Source organism: Microbulbifer maximicatervae (SeqCode) (genome assembly GCF_052468095.1).
The window spans coordinates 4805546-4821602 of record NZ_CP174332.1 but is presented as its reverse complement, the minus strand read 5'-3'; the positions used below and the strand labels follow the sequence as shown (position 1 = coordinate 4821602).

20 protein-coding genes are annotated in these 16057 nt (G+C 52.2%); 10 read left to right on the top strand and 10 right to left on the bottom strand.

The window, feature by feature from the left end:
* Nucleotides 1–140 precede the first annotated feature (140 nt).
* Nucleotides 141–1091, top strand: coding sequence for an alpha/beta hydrolase family protein (locus ACJJIL_RS21370; RefSeq protein WP_445360711.1), 951 nt, complete (start codon nt 141–143; stop codon nt 1089–1091).
* A 15-nt stretch (nt 1092–1106) separates the two neighbouring features.
* Nucleotides 1107–1973: a subclass B3 metallo-beta-lactamase gene (gene bla, locus ACJJIL_RS21365; protein WP_444913410.1), complete on the top strand. Its 867-nt coding sequence runs from the start codon at nt 1107–1109 to the stop codon at nt 1971–1973.
* A 31-nt stretch (nt 1974–2004) separates the two neighbouring features.
* Here bla and ACJJIL_RS21360 read toward each other — a convergent pair whose 3' ends face one another.
* From ACJJIL_RS21360 to ACJJIL_RS21340, 5 genes are all read right to left on the bottom strand, one after another.
* Entirely contained in the window at nt 2005–2202 is a 198-nt protein-coding gene (locus ACJJIL_RS21360) for a putative antibiotic biosynthesis monooxygenase (RefSeq protein ID WP_413664037.1), read from the bottom strand.
* Nucleotides 2199–2642, bottom strand: a complete 444-nt coding sequence (locus ACJJIL_RS21355; RefSeq protein WP_445360710.1) for a MarR family winged helix-turn-helix transcriptional regulator — start codon at nt 2640–2642, stop codon at nt 2199–2201. Before ACJJIL_RS21355 ends, ACJJIL_RS21360 begins: the two co-directional genes overlap by 4 nt.
* Before the next feature lie 7 nt (nt 2643–2649).
* Nucleotides 2650–2937: a putative quinol monooxygenase gene (locus tag ACJJIL_RS21350; protein ID WP_445360709.1), complete on the bottom strand. Its 288-nt coding sequence runs from the start codon at nt 2935–2937 to the stop codon at nt 2650–2652.
* Between the two features lie 129 nt (nt 2938–3066).
* Nucleotides 3067–4563, bottom strand: a complete 1497-nt coding sequence (locus tag ACJJIL_RS21345; RefSeq protein ID WP_445360708.1) for a YifB family Mg chelatase-like AAA ATPase — start codon at nt 4561–4563, stop codon at nt 3067–3069.
* Nucleotides 4564–4592: 29 nt separating this feature from the next.
* Nucleotides 4593–4841 carry an accessory factor UbiK family protein gene (locus ACJJIL_RS21340; protein WP_282930338.1) on the bottom strand — a complete coding sequence of 83 codons (249 nt, stop codon included), beginning with the start codon at nt 4839–4841 and terminating at the stop codon, nt 4593–4595.
* Nucleotides 4842–5261: 420 nt separating this feature from the next.
* Here ACJJIL_RS21340 and ACJJIL_RS21335 point away from each other — a divergent pair, with 420 nt between their 5' ends.
* The 5 genes from ACJJIL_RS21335 (at nt 5262) to ACJJIL_RS21315 (ending at nt 8726) form a co-directional block, all read left to right on the top strand.
* A complete protein-coding gene (locus ACJJIL_RS21335) occupies nt 5262–5987 on the top strand; it encodes a TorF family putative porin (RefSeq protein WP_445360707.1) in 726 nt (241 codons plus the stop codon).
* 52 nt (nt 5988–6039) lie between these two features.
* Complete coding sequence (locus tag ACJJIL_RS21330) at nt 6040–6378, top strand: P-II family nitrogen regulator (RefSeq protein WP_445360706.1); 339 nt, start codon at nt 6040–6042, stop codon at nt 6376–6378.
* 54 nt (nt 6379–6432) lie between these two features.
* Nucleotides 6433–7692 (top strand): ammonium transporter AmtB, encoded by a 1260-nt coding sequence (gene amtB, locus ACJJIL_RS21325; protein WP_445360705.1) that lies wholly within the window; start codon nt 6433–6435, stop codon nt 7690–7692.
* An 87-nt stretch (nt 7693–7779) separates the two neighbouring features.
* A complete protein-coding gene (locus ACJJIL_RS21320) occupies nt 7780–8118 on the top strand; it encodes a P-II family nitrogen regulator (protein WP_108731383.1) in 339 nt (112 codons plus the stop codon).
* 383 nt (nt 8119–8501) lie between these two features.
* The gene (locus ACJJIL_RS21315; RefSeq protein WP_108731384.1) at nt 8502–8726 is read left to right on the top strand and encodes a hypothetical protein; all 225 of its coding nucleotides are present in this window, start codon (nt 8502–8504) and stop codon (nt 8724–8726) included.
* Nucleotides 8727–8800: 74 nt separating this feature from the next.
* On the opposite strand, the gene ACJJIL_RS21310 is transcribed toward ACJJIL_RS21315, so the two are convergent.
* The 4 genes from ACJJIL_RS21310 to lptM all read right to left on the bottom strand — a co-directional run bounded on the left by ACJJIL_RS21310 (nt 8801) and on the right by lptM (nt 12201).
* Nucleotides 8801–9538, bottom strand: coding sequence for a DUF484 family protein (locus ACJJIL_RS21310; RefSeq protein WP_444895478.1), 738 nt, complete (start codon nt 9536–9538; stop codon nt 8801–8803).
* Nucleotides 9539–9661: 123 nt separating this feature from the next.
* Complete coding sequence (gene dapF / locus ACJJIL_RS21305; RefSeq protein WP_445360704.1) at nt 9662–10492, bottom strand: diaminopimelate epimerase; 831 nt, start codon at nt 10490–10492, stop codon at nt 9662–9664.
* A gap of 93 nt (nt 10493–10585) precedes the next feature.
* Nucleotides 10586–11839 (bottom strand): diaminopimelate decarboxylase, encoded by a 1254-nt coding sequence (gene lysA / locus ACJJIL_RS21300; RefSeq protein WP_444911921.1) that lies wholly within the window; start codon nt 11837–11839, stop codon nt 10586–10588.
* 11 nt (nt 11840–11850) lie between these two features.
* A complete protein-coding gene (lptM, locus tag ACJJIL_RS21295; RefSeq protein ID WP_282930330.1) occupies nt 11851–12201 on the bottom strand; it encodes an LPS translocon maturation chaperone LptM in 351 nt (116 codons plus the stop codon).
* A 107-nt stretch (nt 12202–12308) separates the two neighbouring features.
* On the opposite strand from lptM, the gene cyaY reads away from it, so the two are divergent.
* Nucleotides 12309–12635, top strand: a complete 327-nt coding sequence (gene cyaY / locus ACJJIL_RS21290; RefSeq protein WP_282930329.1) for an iron donor protein CyaY — start codon at nt 12309–12311, stop codon at nt 12633–12635.
* Between the two features lie 7 nt (nt 12636–12642).
* Here cyaY and argH read toward each other — a convergent pair whose 3' ends face one another.
* Nucleotides 12643–14067: an argininosuccinate lyase gene (argH, locus tag ACJJIL_RS21285; RefSeq protein WP_445360703.1), complete on the bottom strand. Its 1425-nt coding sequence runs from the start codon at nt 14065–14067 to the stop codon at nt 12643–12645.
* Nucleotides 14068–14156: 89 nt separating this feature from the next.
* Here argH and ACJJIL_RS21280 point away from each other — a divergent pair, with 89 nt between their 5' ends.
* Together ACJJIL_RS21280 and ACJJIL_RS21275 are read left to right on the top strand one after the other, a co-directional pair.
* Nucleotides 14157–15314 (top strand): sensor histidine kinase, encoded by a 1158-nt coding sequence (locus ACJJIL_RS21280; protein WP_445360702.1) that lies wholly within the window; start codon nt 14157–14159, stop codon nt 15312–15314.
* Nucleotides 15311–16057 carry a LytR/AlgR family response regulator transcription factor gene (locus ACJJIL_RS21275; protein WP_444911924.1) on the top strand — a complete coding sequence of 249 codons (747 nt, stop codon included), beginning with the start codon at nt 15311–15313 and terminating at the stop codon, nt 16055–16057. The genes ACJJIL_RS21280 and ACJJIL_RS21275 overlap by 4 nt, the downstream gene beginning before the upstream one ends.

Below are 16057 nucleotides of genomic sequence, written 5' to 3'. Positions count from 1 at the left end.
TTAGCTTCAGTTAGCTCGGGAACCATTACTTTTTCTTGGGTTCGGAGAGGGGGTGAATATGAGGTTCATCCCCTCATCAACAATAACCAAGCAAATATAGCCCCACCATTAATTTCAGGTGAGGGCAGGGAGTTCTCGCTATGGCTTGTGTTAAATCGGCCTTTATAACGGCAACTGGTTTTCTGCTAGCGACTTTGGATATCGGCGTGTCCGCCGAACCTTTACTTAAAGTTAGTAAACGCCCTGATGGATCAACGCTTTACTGGTCTTTAGAGCAACCATCGGCTAACGGGAAATATGGCTTGTTTCTGATAGCCCAGGGATCTGGCTGCCTGCCAGCTGTTAAAAATACTACTATCCAACAGGCTAAAGAGTTAGTGGCAGGATATGCTGTTTTATTGGTAGAAAAATATGGTGTAACTCACTCTGACAGCCCGGAAGAGCAATTTAAAGATTGTTCAAAAGAGTATGTAGCTAACCATACTGTTGAGCAGCGTGCGGTAGATGTAGAGCAGATTGTCGACGAACTGCGCGGGGCTGATTGGTGGAATGGCAAGCTGGTCTTGTTCGGCGGTTCCGAGGGTGGTGATCTTGTTGCACGACTGGCGCCGAGGCTAAATCCCGATGCGGCAGTGGTCTTTTCAAGTGGATTGGGGGAATCCTTTGCTCAAGTGCTAAAGAGTTTGGTTCCGCCCCACGTAGCTAAAGAGGTAGATGCTAAACTCGCCTATGCCCGAGCTAACCCAGAAAGCGCGGAAGTCTGGGGTGGAAACTCTATGCGTTGGTGGGCCGATGTCGTCGATCGGGTACCAGTTAACGATTTATTGAACAGCCATGCCCCCGTATTATTGATCCAGGGTACAGAAGATAAATCTGCCCCGGTCAGTTCCGGCCGAGCAGCACAAGATGCCTATGCATCAGCCGGACGTTGTGAGCTGACTTATTGGGAGTACCCCGGTTACGATCACTATATGACGGATAAGGATGGTGTAAATCACCGGGGAGAAGTTTTTGAAAGAATTTCTGGATGGATCAAAAAGACTGCACTAAATGGAGCTCCCGGGTGTATCTCTGATGCCGGTAAAAGTTGAGACTGATCAATGAATATAAGAATCCAATTAGCCGCAATAGTGATGGCCGCTTATTCCAGTTTTTCGGCAGCGGAAAACTATGCTGTCTTACCACAACTGGAAACCTACAAGGTACCAGAATCCTGGCGTCAGCCGGTAGCGCCTCTAAAGATTGCAGGTAACACGTGGCAAATAGGTACCGAGGGAATTACCTCACTGTTATTAAAAGGCAAAGAGGGATCGATTCTAATTGATGGTGGCATGGAGCAGACGGCTGAGCATTTATTGGAGAATATGCGCAGGTTGGGAGTCGCCCCCTCGGATCTCAAGTTAATTTTGCACAGTCAGGCCCATGCAGACCATGTAGGTTCCTTAGCCGAGCTAAAACGCGTAACTGGTGCACAGGTAGTAACCAATGCCGAGTCAGCGGTGTTAATGGCTCGCGGTGGTGCCAATGATATTCATTTTGCCGACGAACTTTTATATCCGCCAATAAAGGCGGATCGTATCCTGCACGATGGCGAGCAAGTGGTTCTAGGGGATTTGCGTCTACGCGTACATTTTATCCCAGGCCATACACCAGGCAGTATGGCCTGGACCTGGGAAGACAAAGTTGATGGTAAAACTAAAGATATAGCTTATGTGGATAGCCTTACAGCGCCCGGTTATCAACTGATTGATAACCGCCGCTATCCCAATATCTTAGAGGACTTCCGCACAAGCTTTGCCCGTGTGCGGGATTTACCTTGTGATTTACTACTTACCCCTCATGCACCTGCCAGCGGTTGGGAGTTTAAAAACAAAGCTATACAGAAAAAATCAGTAAGCTGTCATCAATATGCAGAGAAAGCGAAAGAAAAATTAAGTGAAAAGCTGGAAGCTGAGAAAGATCCAGCTGACTAGATATTTGCGCTACAAAACATGGCTCGGCATATTAATGCCGGGCCAAAAATTGATGCACCTTTGGCACAAGATAGAAATACATTAGTGGGACCAGAATAACGGTCATTATTAGCGCTTTTAAACCAATTGCAATTTGCAATTCCAGTGCCTGCATCCCTAGAAGTAATAGAGTAACAATAGGGTAAACCAATGCCCAGATGCACAGAGCATGTAGTATCGGTTTCTTCATTTGTTCAATTCCTCCATAAATTTAGAAATTGTCTTAAAATATCCGGGCAAGATTTTCTGTAGAAATTTTTTTCCATTCTCAGTAAGTGCTACACATTTTGCCCTGCCATCGCTGGAGTCTGCTTCCATAACGATGAGCTCATCTTCCACCATGCTTTTCAGGGTTCGTGTCATTACCGGGCGAGAAACATCGATACGCTCTGCGATTTCTGAAGCCAGCAAACTATCTCTTTGAGGCTCCCGGTCGATAACGATCATTACCAGGAAGCGCAGCTGGGAGGTTCCGTGTTCAGAAAAATATCCCTCCAGCTCCCGCAATAGCAGACTCGCATCCCGCATCATGGTAAGGGCGCTCTGAATGGCAGTGGGATCTTTTACAGAAAATCGTTTGGAATATCCCTCAACCATCTGTTGTGAGGGAAGTTCTTTGAGAAAAAACATAAGGGTATTAAGCTAACCTCTCCAGCTTATTGATCTCCACAGGCTCTTTTAGCCACTCTTGATAGGCTTCGAATATCGGGGCGATGTAGGGCATAGCGTAATGCTTATCGAGATCTTCCTGACTGCGCCACTCCTCGTATAAAAACAGGTTTTCCCCGTCCTCGTGCACAACAAACTGCAAGCAGCCCTCCTCCTCCAACGTATTAGCCACTATGGATAAGATGGCCTGCTTGGCTTGGTCAAAGAACTCTGTCTTGGGAGAAATCTTGGCAATAATGAAGAGATTGTGATTCATGATTACTACTCATCAATAATAATATAGTTACCATGATAATCATATTGTTCTGGTGGTCAATAAAATAATGATTTCTGTACTAAATCAGGATAATGTTTTTTATTAATGGCAAGATTGAATAAATAGTTTCTAACTTGAAAAAATTACCGCCTGACGTCTATCCAAATTGCGGTAAGCCAAGGCTTCGGCAATTTGCGCAGTACTGATACTTTCCAAACTAGCAAGGTCTGCCAAGGTTCGGGCTACTTTAAGGACCCGATGGTAACTACGCGCGGATAGCCCCAGTTTTTCCACCGACTGTCGTAAGAGGTACTTTTCCTTTTCCCCCAAGGCACAGTGCTTTTCCAGTTCTGCGCCTTTTAACAAGTTATTTGTCTTACCTTGCCGCTGTATTTGTTGCTGGCGCGCGGCACAAACTCTCTCTCTCACGGTATCGGAAGTTTCTCCGGGAGCTGAATCCTGCAATTGCACTGCATTCATCGCACCTACCTCTACCTGCATATCGATACGATCCAGTAATGGGCCTGAGAGCTTGCTGCGATATCGATCTATCTGGTCCGGCGTACAGCGACAGCGGGGCTCGCCTAAATAGCCACAAGGGCAGGGGTTCATAGCCCCGACCAGCTGAAAGTGGGCGGGGTAGGTGACTTGGGCTCGGGCGCGGGAGATTCGCACTTCACCATTCTCCAGGGGTTCCCGCAGTATCTCCAGAGCGTGCCTGGGAAATTCGGGCATTTCATCGAGAAAAAGGACTCCCCGGTGCGCGAGGGATATCTCACCGGGCCTTGGGGTGCTGCCACCACCGACCAGCGCTGTTGGTGAGGCGCTGTGGTGCGGGGCCCTGAAAGGGCGCAGGCTCTGGTGAGGTAGGCCTGCGCTGGAGTAAACGCTCGCTACTTCTAATGACTCTTCAGTTGTCAGCGGGGGCAATATACCTGGCAGGCGGCTGGCCAGCATGGTTTTGCCGGTGCCGGGAGGGCCGTAAAAAAGCAGATTGTGGCCGCCGGCTGCTGCTACTTCGAGCGCGCGGCGGGCCTTTAGTTGGCCGCGCACATCGGCCAAGTCTGCGCACAGGTGCTCTTCGGCAATAGGCTCTGCAACAGCTTTGGGCATAGATTCACGCCCATGAAGTTCGGCGCAAACTTCCAGCAGGGAGTTGGCAATGCTGACTTCGCCGGTAGCCAGCGCGGCTTCCGCACCGTTTTCCATAGGCACAATGAGTTTACGGTCTTCATTGGTGCAGGCTACGGCTGCCGGTAAGCTACCACTTACTTCCCGCAAGGCGCCAGTGAGTGCTAGCTCGCCAATAAATTCATAACGTTCCAGCGTTTCGGTGGGAACCTGTCCCGAGGCGCTGAGAATACCGATGGCGATGGCCAGATCGTAGCGGCCACCTTCCTTGGGTAAGTCGGCGGGGGCGAGGTTGACGGTAATACGGCGCTGGGGGAAGTCGAAATGGCTGTTGATTAGGGCGCTGCGCACACGGTCGCGGCTCTCCCGCACCGCCGCTTCCGGTAAACCCACAATATGAAAAGCAGGGAGGCCATTTGCCAGGTGGGTTTCTACGGTAACCAGAGGTGCAGAGACCCCGAGCTGAGCTCGAGAGTAGGTGACTGAGAGGCTCACGATTTCATCCTTGAAGTGGCTCCCTGGGCTTAGTCCTTGGCGGCGCTGTCTCGCTGCGCCAGGGCCTGCTCCAGCATTTCGACCTTATCTTCGAGTCGTGCCAGCTTTTCCCGGGTCCGGCGCAGTATCTCCACCTGGGTGTCGAACTCTCGCTGGGAGACCAATGGCAATTTATCCAGTGATACCTCCAGAGCACTGCGCAGGTCACTGGTCACCACGGCGCCCTGTTGTTGTAGCTCTTTCAGCAGCTGTTGCAGTTTATCTGCTGCCACGGGCATTTCCTCGCTAAATAAGATGGATATGAATAGCACGGGATTGTAACCCAGTGCATTTTTTGGAAAAAGCAGCCTAACAGCGCACCGTTCTGAGCGCACCTTAATCTTTACCTCCCCACTTCAGTGCAAAGGAAGAAAGGTAGTTCCATGTTGGTGCAACACTTTGCCTCCGAGTTTCTATTCGTACGAATTTTACTAATTCAATTACTCCTAACTTATTGATTTTGCTTGCGGTTGCAGTGTTGGCATCAAGTCTGCAAACAATCTGTGCAGGTGTCCCATTAACGATCATTGGGAGTCTGGGAAAGTAGCAGTTCACGAGACGCAAGCGACCCTCTGTCACACCCGACAGTGAAGGACTGATTGCAGGCGGCGCCATAAAAGCACTCGAAAAAACAGCTTCAAAAGCCTTGGAGGATCAAAGTGGAAAATAAAATGTATAAAGTTGCCACTCTCGTCACCGGTGCCGTTCTTGCACTGGGCGCTGCAAATTTATCGATGGCTGCCGAGGGCGGTCCCAGCGTTAGTGCCAATGTGGGTCTTGTTTCTGACTATAGATTCCGTGGAATTAGCCAGACTGATGGAAGCCCCGCAGTACAAGGTGGTGTCGATGTTGATTTTGGAAACGGCATTTATATTGGCACCTGGGCATCCCAAGTGGATTTTGATTACGGCTCCGATGAAACCGATTATGAACAGGATTTTTACGGCGGTTATAGCGGAGATATCAATGACAGTGTCAGCTTTGATGTTGGCTACATCTATTACGCCTATCACGGCGGAAATGCCGATGAAGATTATCAGGAAATATACGGCAGCCTGAGTTTTTCAGATTTAACGTTGGGGTTTGCCTATTCCAATGATTATTGGGCGGATACCGGTGAGTTTTATTACCCTTATGCGGAATATAGTTTCGCTCTTCCCTCAGATTTTTCTCTTGATCTACATCTGGGATTAAACCTTTTTGAAGAAGAAGGTTTTCTCGATGAATCTGATTCCTATATCGATTATTCCGTTTCCCTCAGTAAAGAATTTGGCGGCTTGAGCCTGAGCGCTTCTTTCGTGGGCACCGATGTCAGCGATAAAGAGTGCTACGAGACCGATTGGTGCGAACCTACATTGCTCGCCGGCGCGACTTATACCTGGTAATACAAAAGGGCCTTCGTTAATGCGAGGGCTCGTTTTTCTTTAGGGGAATACCATGAAATTAATCACTGCAATCATTAAACCCTTCAAGCTGGATGCTGTGAGAGATGCCCTGCGGGAGTCGGGGGTTAATGGTGTAACGGTCACTGAAGTGAAGGGCTTTGGTCGCCAAAAAGGGCATACGGAGTTGTATCGCGGCGCAGAGTATGTGGTGGATTTTCTTCCGAAAACCATGCTGCAAATAGCGGTGGCAGATTCGCAACTGGATGCGGTTATCGAAGCAATTGGTTTCAGCGCGCAGAGTGGCAAGATCGGTGACGGAAAAATATTTGTCGCAGAGCTTGAGCAGGTCGTGCGCATACGTACCGGAGAAACCGGTAATGCAGCAATTTAATTAAAAACCGAAAACATAATTTTAATAAATATCCAGATTTGAACGGAGAGGAATATGGAGAACCAAATTTTTCAATTGCAGTATGCAATTGATACTTTTTACTTTCTGATGTGCGGCGCCTTGGTAATGTGGATGGCCGCCGGCTTTTCTATGCTGGAAGCCGGCTTGGTGCGCTCCAAAAACACCACGGAAATTCTCACCAAGAATGTGGCCCTGTTTGCGATTGCCTGCATTATGTATCTGCTGACTGGCTACGCCATTATGTACGATGGTGGCTGGGCATTGTCCGGTATTGAGGCGTTTAGTCTGGAAGGCGTACTCAGCGATTCTGCAGAAAATGGTTTTGAGGGTGACTCCGTTTATTCCGGAGCTTCAGACTTTTTCTTCCAGGTGGTTTTCGTAGCTACCGCTATGTCCATTGTATCCGGTGCGGTTGCCGAGCGTATGAAGCTGTGGAGCTTCCTGGCCTTTGCAGTAGTTTTGACCGGTTTCATCTATCCACTGGAAGGTGCCTGGACTTGGGGTAGTAAAGAGGTTTTCGGCCTGTATAACTTGGGCGATCTCGGTTTCTCTGATTTTGCCGGTTCCGGTATCGTGCATATGGCGGGTGCAGCGGCTGCGCTTGCTGGTGTTCTGCTACTGGGCGCGCGCAAAGGCAAATACGGCCCCAACGGCCAAGTGTATGCCATTCCCGGTGCTAACTTGCCGTTGGCAACCCTGGGTACCTTTATCCTGTGGATGGGCTGGTTTGGCTTCAATGGTGGCTCCGTACTGAAGCTGGGCGATGCTGCCAGTGCACACTCCGTCGCCATGGTCTTTGTGAATACCAATACCGCTGCTGCCGGTGGTGCTATTGCTGCACTGATCACCGCCCGTATCCTGTTCGGTAAAGCGGATCTGACCATGTTGCTCAATGGCGCCTTGGCCGGTCTGGTAGCAATTACTGCGGAGCCATCGACCCCGAGTGCATTGCAGGCAACCCTCTTCGGTATGATCGCTGGTGTGTTGGTGGTCTTCTCTATCATCACCCTGGATAAGTTGAAAATCGATGATCCGGTGGGCGCTATCTCCGTACACGGCGTTGTCGGCTTGCTCGGTTTGCTATTGGTACCTGTGACTAACAATGATTCCAGTTTCAGCGGGCAATTGATTGGTGCACTGACCATCTTTGGCTGGGTATTCGTCAGTTCATTTGCAGTGTGGTACCTGCTCAAGCTCGTCACTGGTATCCGTGTGAGCGAAGATGAGGAGCAAGAGGGTGTTGACTTGACCGAATGCGGAATGGAAGCTTACCCGGAATTTATGAACAAGTAAGTTAACAGTGTCGGTGCTGCCCCATAGGCGGGGCAGTGGCCTGGGTAAGGTTCTCTCGACGAGGACGAATCAGGGGAAATACTCAAGATGAAATTGATTACGGCTGTAGTAAAGCCCTTCAAATTGGATGATGTACGCACTGCCCTGTCTGAAGTGGGCGTGCAGGGAATGACCGTCACCGAGGTAAAAGGTTTTGGGCGTCAAAAAGGCCATACAGAACTTTATCGTGGCGCCGAATATGTGGTGGACTTCCTACCGAAAGTAAAATTGGAACTCGCTGTTGATGATGAGATGGTGGACTCCGCTGTTGAGGCAATCACCAAGGCGGCGCAAACCGGCAAAATCGGTGACGGCAAAATCTTTATCACGGCTCTCGAAGAAGTCATTCGTATCCGTACCGGTGAAACCGGTAGCGAAGCTGTGTAACCTGTTTGATAACTCTTTCATAACGTAGCGATTGAGTATCATAAGCCCCGCAAGGGGCTTTATACGCACTTCTGATAAGTCCCGCTATCTCGCCTTCGATCTTTGTTATCTATTTTGCTTGAAATACCTGCTACGGGGGCAGGCGCAAAAATCTGCATAACTAACTGAAATATTCCCATTTCATTTCCCAACAAAAAACTCTACAGCCTCCTCCTTGTGTTACTGGCACGGGGGTGGGGAACTGCCTATAAATTAATCGCCGCTATTGACGCGGTAGGGGATCGCCACTGAAAAGTGGTTGTCAGTTTTGTAGATGCCGCGGGAAAGGGGCGGCACAGAGGTACTCCCTCTGTAACAGGAGTAAAGGTTACAGGGTTTTAGCTATGAAAGATGGTTATGAAGATCAGGGTAAGAACTCTCGCAGCAAGGACTCCGAGGAATTTGCAGAAGAGCGCAGTATCACCTCTCGCCAGCGCGCCAGAAGCCAGTTAAGTTCCGATGTAGAGGAGTTTCTCGCCGGTGGCGGCGCGATTAGTGAAGTTGATCCAGAAGTTACCGCCGACCCCCCGCGCAAACCGCAGCCAAAATATGGCAGCCGCCCTATCTAATCTCTCTGGTCGCTGTTGCTCCTCCAGCAGGAGGAGTGACAGTTGGCCAAACCCCTCTCAGCCTCTCAGAGCTTTTACCGATTGAGCAGTTTCGGTAGCAGGCGCTCCAGGACTTCGCCGATATAGGATAGGAATAAAGTACCCAGGCTAGACCGGTAGTACTGGGGATCAGCAGAGCCTACCGCTAGGGTGCCAAGTTGATTGCCCAAAGGAACTACGGCAGCTGAAGCGATATATTGCGCTTTTTCCGCAAATAGGAATTCTTTTTCCCGCTGGCGCAAAACACCACAGATGGGGCGGCCGTTACGAATTATTCCGCCAATTGCCGTCTCGGCATCGGAAAATGTGCTGGTCTGAACTTGTCCTAGGCTTTGGCGGGGAGCAGATAATGGCTCGAATAGAGTCAGGCTGGTGAACTCAACATTGAAGTCAGCGGCGAAACTGGCATAGAGAGCTTCTGTGACTTCACCGATATTTTCAGCTTCCAGCAGTGCCAGGATAAGTCGGCGGCTATTGAAAAATAACTGGTCGTTGTCCCGGGCGTTGTGCAAGAGCTGGTCGAGGCGCTGGCGCATTTCGATATTGCGCTCTCGCAGCAAATTCGTTTGGTGGGTCATCAGCGACACGGTCTTGCCATTTTCCCGCGGCAACTTGATGGTTTCCAGCAGTTCCATGCGCTCTTCAAAGAACTCTGGATTTTGAATCAGGTAGCGAGCTACCTGCCGTGCCAGCAGTTTATCGTCACGCTGGGTTTCCTTGTGAGTGTCGCCGGCAATCTCTTCTGGGGGCTGATTGGCGTCTGTGTGTTCCATTGTGTTTGCTTTTTCTGGCACGGGGATGGGGCATCGGACAACTGATGTGGCGAAGCGTTCTGCTCTCTGAGTTATCCCGTACCCGCTTGTGGCGGGTTTACTGCCAAATACCCGGACAATTGTTTAGAGAATAATCTGCCCGTGAAAAACTGTGGTTGCGGGCCCGATCATAGTAACTGGCTGGCCGGGTCCGCTCCAGTGAATTGTCAGTGTGCCGCCGGGGAGCTGAATTTGGACTTTGTCATCTACCAGGTTTCGCAGGCGAGCGTATACCATGGCAGCACAGGCGCCTGTGCCACAGGCACGAGTTTCGCCAACCCCGCGCTCAAATACCCTGAGTTGGGCTTCGGTGCGTGTATCCACTTGCAGAAAGCCAGCGTTGACCTTTTGTGGGAACCGCGGGTGGCGTTCAATTAGGGGCCCGAGTCTTTCTACCGGTGCGGAAGCGATATCTTCCACCAGCAGAACCGCGTGGGGGTTGCCCATGGATACAGCACCAATGGTGAAGGTCTCCCCGTCCACTTCCAGGGGATAGGATTCTGCACGGCGATCGGCGGAAAAAGGCACTTTTTGGGGCTCGAGGACCGGTGCTCCCATATCGACACTAACCTGATCCCCGTCCAGTACTCTCAGGTGTAGTAAACCGGCGGCAGTTTCTACCTGGATATTTTTCTTACCGGTAAGGCGGCGTTCACGTACAAAGCGGGCAAAGCAGCGGGCGCCATTGCCGCAATTTTCCACTTCGCTGCCATCGGCGTTAAATATGCGATAGCGAAAATCCGCCTCGGGTGTGCGGGGCGGCTCCACCAGCAGTACCTGGTCGCAGCCCACGCCGAGGCAGCGGTCTGCCAGGCGACGAGTTTTTTCCGGGGTCAGTTTAATTTTTTGGCTGACGCCGTCGAGCATCACGAAATCGTTGCCGAGCCCATGCATCTTGCTGAATTTAACGCGCATTCCATTTCTCTGTTCGTACTGATTTTCCGCGGCGTTAGCTGCGGTTTGGGGCCCGGGCTGAAAAATGGACCCCACTGCGATGCAAGTAGCTGATCAGGCTTTTTTGGGGACAGTGGTCTCACCGCGAACCAAGTCGGCAAAAGTCTCCCGCTCACGCACCAGGTAAGTTTTGTCGCCATCCACAAGTACTTCAGCAGCGCGACAGCGGCTGTTGTAATTGGAACTCATGGTGAAACCGTAAGCACCGGTCGACAACATGGCTAACAGTTGCCCCTCTCGCAGAGATTGGGAGCGGTTTTTACCCAGGAAGTCGCCCGTTTCGCATACCGGACCGACAATATCCCACAGGGTACTTTCACTCTCGTCCGGTGTCACTGGCACAATATCCTGCCACGCCTGGTAAAGGGCTGGACGCAGGTTGTCATTCATGGCGGCATCGACGATAGCGAAGTTGTGCTCTTCGGTACGCTTCAGGTATTCGACCCGGGTCAGCAGGGCGCCGCCGTTGGCGGCAATGGAGCGGCCGGGTTCGAGAATCAGGGATAAATTGCGTTCGCCGATACGCTTGTGGACCTCCGCCAGGTAATCCCCGACAGGGGGTGGTTCCTCACCCCGATAGCGCACACCGAGGCCTCCGCCCAGATCCAGGTGTTCCAGGGTAATTCCCAGCTCGGCGAGCTGATCGATAAGGACCAGCAGGCGATCAAGTGCATCCAGGAAGGGGGCGACTTCGGTGAGCTGGGAACCGATATGGCAATCCACACCGGTAATTTTCAGGTGCTCGGAATCCGCCGCGTGCTGATAAACCTCGATCGCCTTGTCTATGGCGATGCCAAATTTATTTTCTTTGAGACCAGTGGAAATATAGGGGTGGGTTTGTGCATCCACATCGGGATTGACCCTGATGGAAATCGGGGCGGTCTTGCCACACTCTGCGGCCACGCGCTCAAGGCGGTCAATTTCCGCTTCAGATTCAATATTGAAGCAGTGCACTCCAACCTCCAGAGCGCGCCGCATTTCCTCTGAGGTTTTACCCACTCCGGAAAATACGATTCGCGATGGGTCGCCGCCGGCGAGCAGCACTCGCTCAAGTTCCCCGCCGGAAACAATATCAAAGCCCGCCCCCAGCTGTGCCAGCAGTGACAGAATGCCCAGGTTACTGTTGGCTTTTACTGCGTAGCAGATTAATCCGGGGCGATTGCCGAGGGCCTCGGCGTAATCCCGATATTGCCGTTCAAAGTGTGCGCGGCTGTAGACATAAGTGGGGGTGCCGAAATTCTCAGCTATTTGTTCCAGTGAAACCTGCTCAGCCCACAGGCTACCGTCGCGATAACTAAACTCTCTCATATGACCGGTTCTTACTCTTCTAAATCTTCCTCGACATTGGAGTCATCCGCTGTGCCCGATTCGTCGTCGACTTCGATAGTCGGGCCGGTCTCAATGGTGTCATCGATATCAAAGTCGGGCCCATAGCCGTCTTCAGATTCAATTTCATCAACGGTTTCCACCGCTTGCTCTGCTGCAGAGCCGGGCTCGCCGGGTTGTGCTGCACCACTGGTGGGTACTGTCTCCGGCGGGCCACCTGGAATATTGGAGGCGGGCATGGCGGGGTCCTGTGGAAGATAGAGAGGACCTTTTTGGCCACAGCCCAGTAACAGTGCGGTGGCACCGATGGTGATGGTTAATAGAGAGAGTCGTTTTTTGAGCATCGATAACATCCTGAGAGTCGGAGATTCGCAGCGGCAACCGGCAAAAGCCTGATAGTATAGCGGCCCACCTGATTCAACACATTACACGGTAACAGAAGTAACCAAAGATGAGCCAAGCGGAATATGATGCGGCTGTGGAGCAGACTCTAATCGGTATTGAAGATGCACTCGATCACTGCGATTGGGATATTGACTACGAACGCAGTGATGCGGTACTGACCCTGACCCTGGAAGACAATGGCAGCCAGGTAATTCTCTCGCGCCAGTCTGCCAACCGGGAGTTGTGGGTCGCCGCCAAATCCGGTGGCTACCATCTTTCTTTTGAAAACCCCGGTTGGAAGTGCACCACGACCGGTGAGGACCTGCCGACTTTGCTCGACCGCGTATTGAGCGAGCAGCAAGGCGAACAGGTTTCCCTCGGATTATCCGCTTAAACAGCGCTTAAGCGCGCTGCGAAATCTCTTCCCGTGCGCGTTTACAGGCCGCGCGCACTTGGTTTGGTGCGGTACCGCCAATATGATCGCGAGCCGCAACCGAGCCCTCTAAAGTCAGCACCTCAAATACATCTTCGCCAATTTCTGTTGAGAACTGTTGTAGTTGGGCCAGGCTGAGTTCGGATAAGTCTTTATCCTGTTCAATAGCAAAGGATACGGACTGCCCGACAATTTCGTGAGCATCGCGGAAGGCCACCCCTTTGCGTACCAGATAATCGGCCAGATCCGTCGCGGTGGAGAAGCCCTTGGCCGCAGCTTCCAGCATATTTTCTTTTTTTGCCTTCAGTGCCGGCGCCATATCGGCAAACGCGCGAAGGCAATCCAGAGCGGTATCGGCGGCATCGAATAGCGGCTCTTTATCTTCCTGGTTGTCCTTGTTGTAGGCCAGCGGTTGGCTCTTTATCAGTGTGAGCAGCGCAATCAGGTGGCCGTTAACCCGGCCGGTTTTTCCGCGCACTAGCTCCGGAACATCGGGGTTTTTCTTCTGCGGCATAATTGAGGAGCCGGTGCAGAAGCGATCGGGCAGGTCAATAAAGTCGAACTGGCTGGAGGTCCACAGCACCAGCTCTTCACTGGCCCGAGACAGATGGGTGAGCAGCAGCGCGGCGAAAGCACAGAACTCGATAGCGAAGTCCCGGTCGCTGACTGAGTCGAGGGAGTTTTCTGTGGGGGCATCGAAGCCCAGCAGCTCCGCCGTGCGTGCGCGATTGATCGGATAGCTGGTGCCGGCCAGTGCTGCGGCCCCCAATGGTGAGCGGTTAACCCGTTTGCGGCAATCCATCAGACGCTCGAAATCCCGGCTCAGCATGGCATTCCAGGCCAGTAAGTGGTGGCCAAAGGTCACCGGTTGCGCGCTCTGTAAGTGAGTAAATCCGGGCATAATGGTATCGGCTTCGCGCTCCGCTAAATCGACCAAGCCATTTTGCAGGCGGGTCAGTTCGGCAGCAATCAGATCGATGCGCCCACGCAGCCACAGGCGGATGTCGGTTGCCACCTGATCGTTGCGCGAGCGGCCGGTATGCAGTTTCTTGCCAGTGGCACCAATGCGTTGGGTCAGGCGCGCTTCGATATTCATATGGACATCTTCGAGCTGCACAGACCAGGGAAATTCTCCCGCTTTTATCTCTTCGGCGATGCCTCTCAGGCCGTCGGCTATCTTGTGATATTCATCAGCACTTAATACCCCCACTTCTGACAACATCTGCGCGTGGGCAAGAGATCCCTGGATGTCTTCCATGGCCATGCGCTGGTCAAAAGTCACCGAGGCGGTAAATCGCTCGACAAAGGCATCGGTGGCTTCACTAAAGCGGCCGCCCCAGAGTTTGGCGGCAGGATTGTTGGCGGACTCGGAGGGGGATTTTTCGTTACTCATGGTTTTCCTGGCTGCAGTGAGATGAAAGGCTGGGGAGCTTGGTGATATCTTGCGCTTGGAACTTTGGGACAATCAAGAATAACAACTGCATGTCATTCCCCTGGCCGTCGGGCATTATAACGCAGAAAATTCGAAAATATCGCACAGGAAATAAGGATTCTGCGCTATCTGGGCAGCTTCCGTTTCTGCCAGACCTCTGCAGTGTCACCTCTCTGGCGGTGCTGGTGTTGATGGGGGAGTTGCTGGCATTGGTGCTGGTCCTGGCCCTGGATGGTTTACCGGAATTCAGTTGGCAGCGCCTGGGGCTGATCTCTCTGGTGATCCAATGGGTGATATTGCCCTCGGCCGCGCTACTTTGCCGGCTTCGGCCGAGCCTGGCGAAAATGCCCCACAAACTCGCTGGCGGCTTGAGTTTTATTGCAGTGCTGTCGGTGCTCATATTGGTGATGGCAGTGCAGCGCTCCCTACGCGCGGTGTTGTTGCAGACCAGCTTTGACAGCTGGGGGTTTGCGGGCGACTGCCTGCTTGGGGCTATTTGTGCGGGGGTGGTATTGCGCTACGCCTATCTTCAGCAGCAACTCTACAACCAGCAGCAGGCGGAGCTCGGTGCCCGAATTGAGGCACTTCAATCGCGGATTCGCCCCCATTTCCTCTTTAACAGTATGAACAGCCTGGCTAGTTTGATCGCTGTTGATCCTGATCGCGCGGAGCGATTGGTAGAGGATTTATGTGCATTATTTCGTGCAAGCCTCGCCGATCCAAAGCTGGTGCCTTTAGCGCAAGAGATTACTCTAGCCCAACGCTATTTGGAGATTGAAGCCCTGCGTCTGGGGGAGCGTTTGCGCCAGAGTTGGCAGCTAGACGCGGGCCTGGATAAGGTTCAGCTGCCCAGTATGTTGCTACAACCCCTATTGGAGAATGCGGTGTTGCACGGTGTGGCACAGTTGCGGGCAGGCGGAGAGATCAGAGTACAACTCTCGCAAGAGGGGGGCATGTTCAAAGTTGTTATTGAAAACCCATTGCCACAGGACAGTGCAGTTCCTGCGAAGACAGGTAATGGCATGGCGACAGAGAATATTCGCCAGCGTCTCACTGCATACTACGGCGATCGCTTCAAATTTGCCGCCCGTCGGGAGGAGGGCCGGTACCGGGTCATACTACAGCTACCCTTATCTCCCCGGGAAGTGGACCGGCGGGAAATAGAGTCCACCACAAATTCCAAGAAGACTATCGAGGTGATGGAGTGACCCAATTGCGCGTACTGATTGTTGATGATGAGCCTTTGGCTCGTGCCCGTCTGCACCGGCAGTTGGAGAGGATCGATAATTGTATTGCTGTAGGAGAAGCGGCAGATATTGAAGCCGGACTATCACAGATCCGCGAACTCGACCCGGACCTTGTGCTACTGGATATTGAAATGCCCGGTGGTAGCGGCCTGGAATTGGCTCAGCAGTTATCCAGCTTTGTGTGTCCGCCGGCAATAATTTTCTGCACTGCTCACGATGAGTTTGCTTTGCCCGCTTTTGCCACCTCAGCGGTTGGTTATCTATTAAAACCTGTGAATGTCGAACAGCTGCGCGAGGCAGTTTCCAAAGCGCAGCGTCTGAGTAAGCTGCAGCAGCAGTTGTTAACCAAGCAGGATCTGGAGGAGCCCAGTGGCCGCAGCCGCATTAAGGCGATAAGCCGCCTGGGGGTGGAGCTGCTGGATGTAGATTCTATCCGCTGTCTGGTTGCGGACAGCAAGTATGTTGTAGCCCATCACTCCGCTGGAGAGACCATTCTGGATGAGTCTCTAAAAGAGCTTGAAAGTGAGTTTGGACAGCGTTTCGTGCGTATTCACCGCAGCGCACTGGTGGCTGTGCAATATATTGTTGGGTTGCGCAGGGACGGTACAAATTACCGGGTAGAGCTGGATGGCGTAACAGCAGCGCCGCTGGTGAGCCGGCGCATGCTGCCTTCGGTAAAAGGATTGATCGCAGAGATGTGTTAG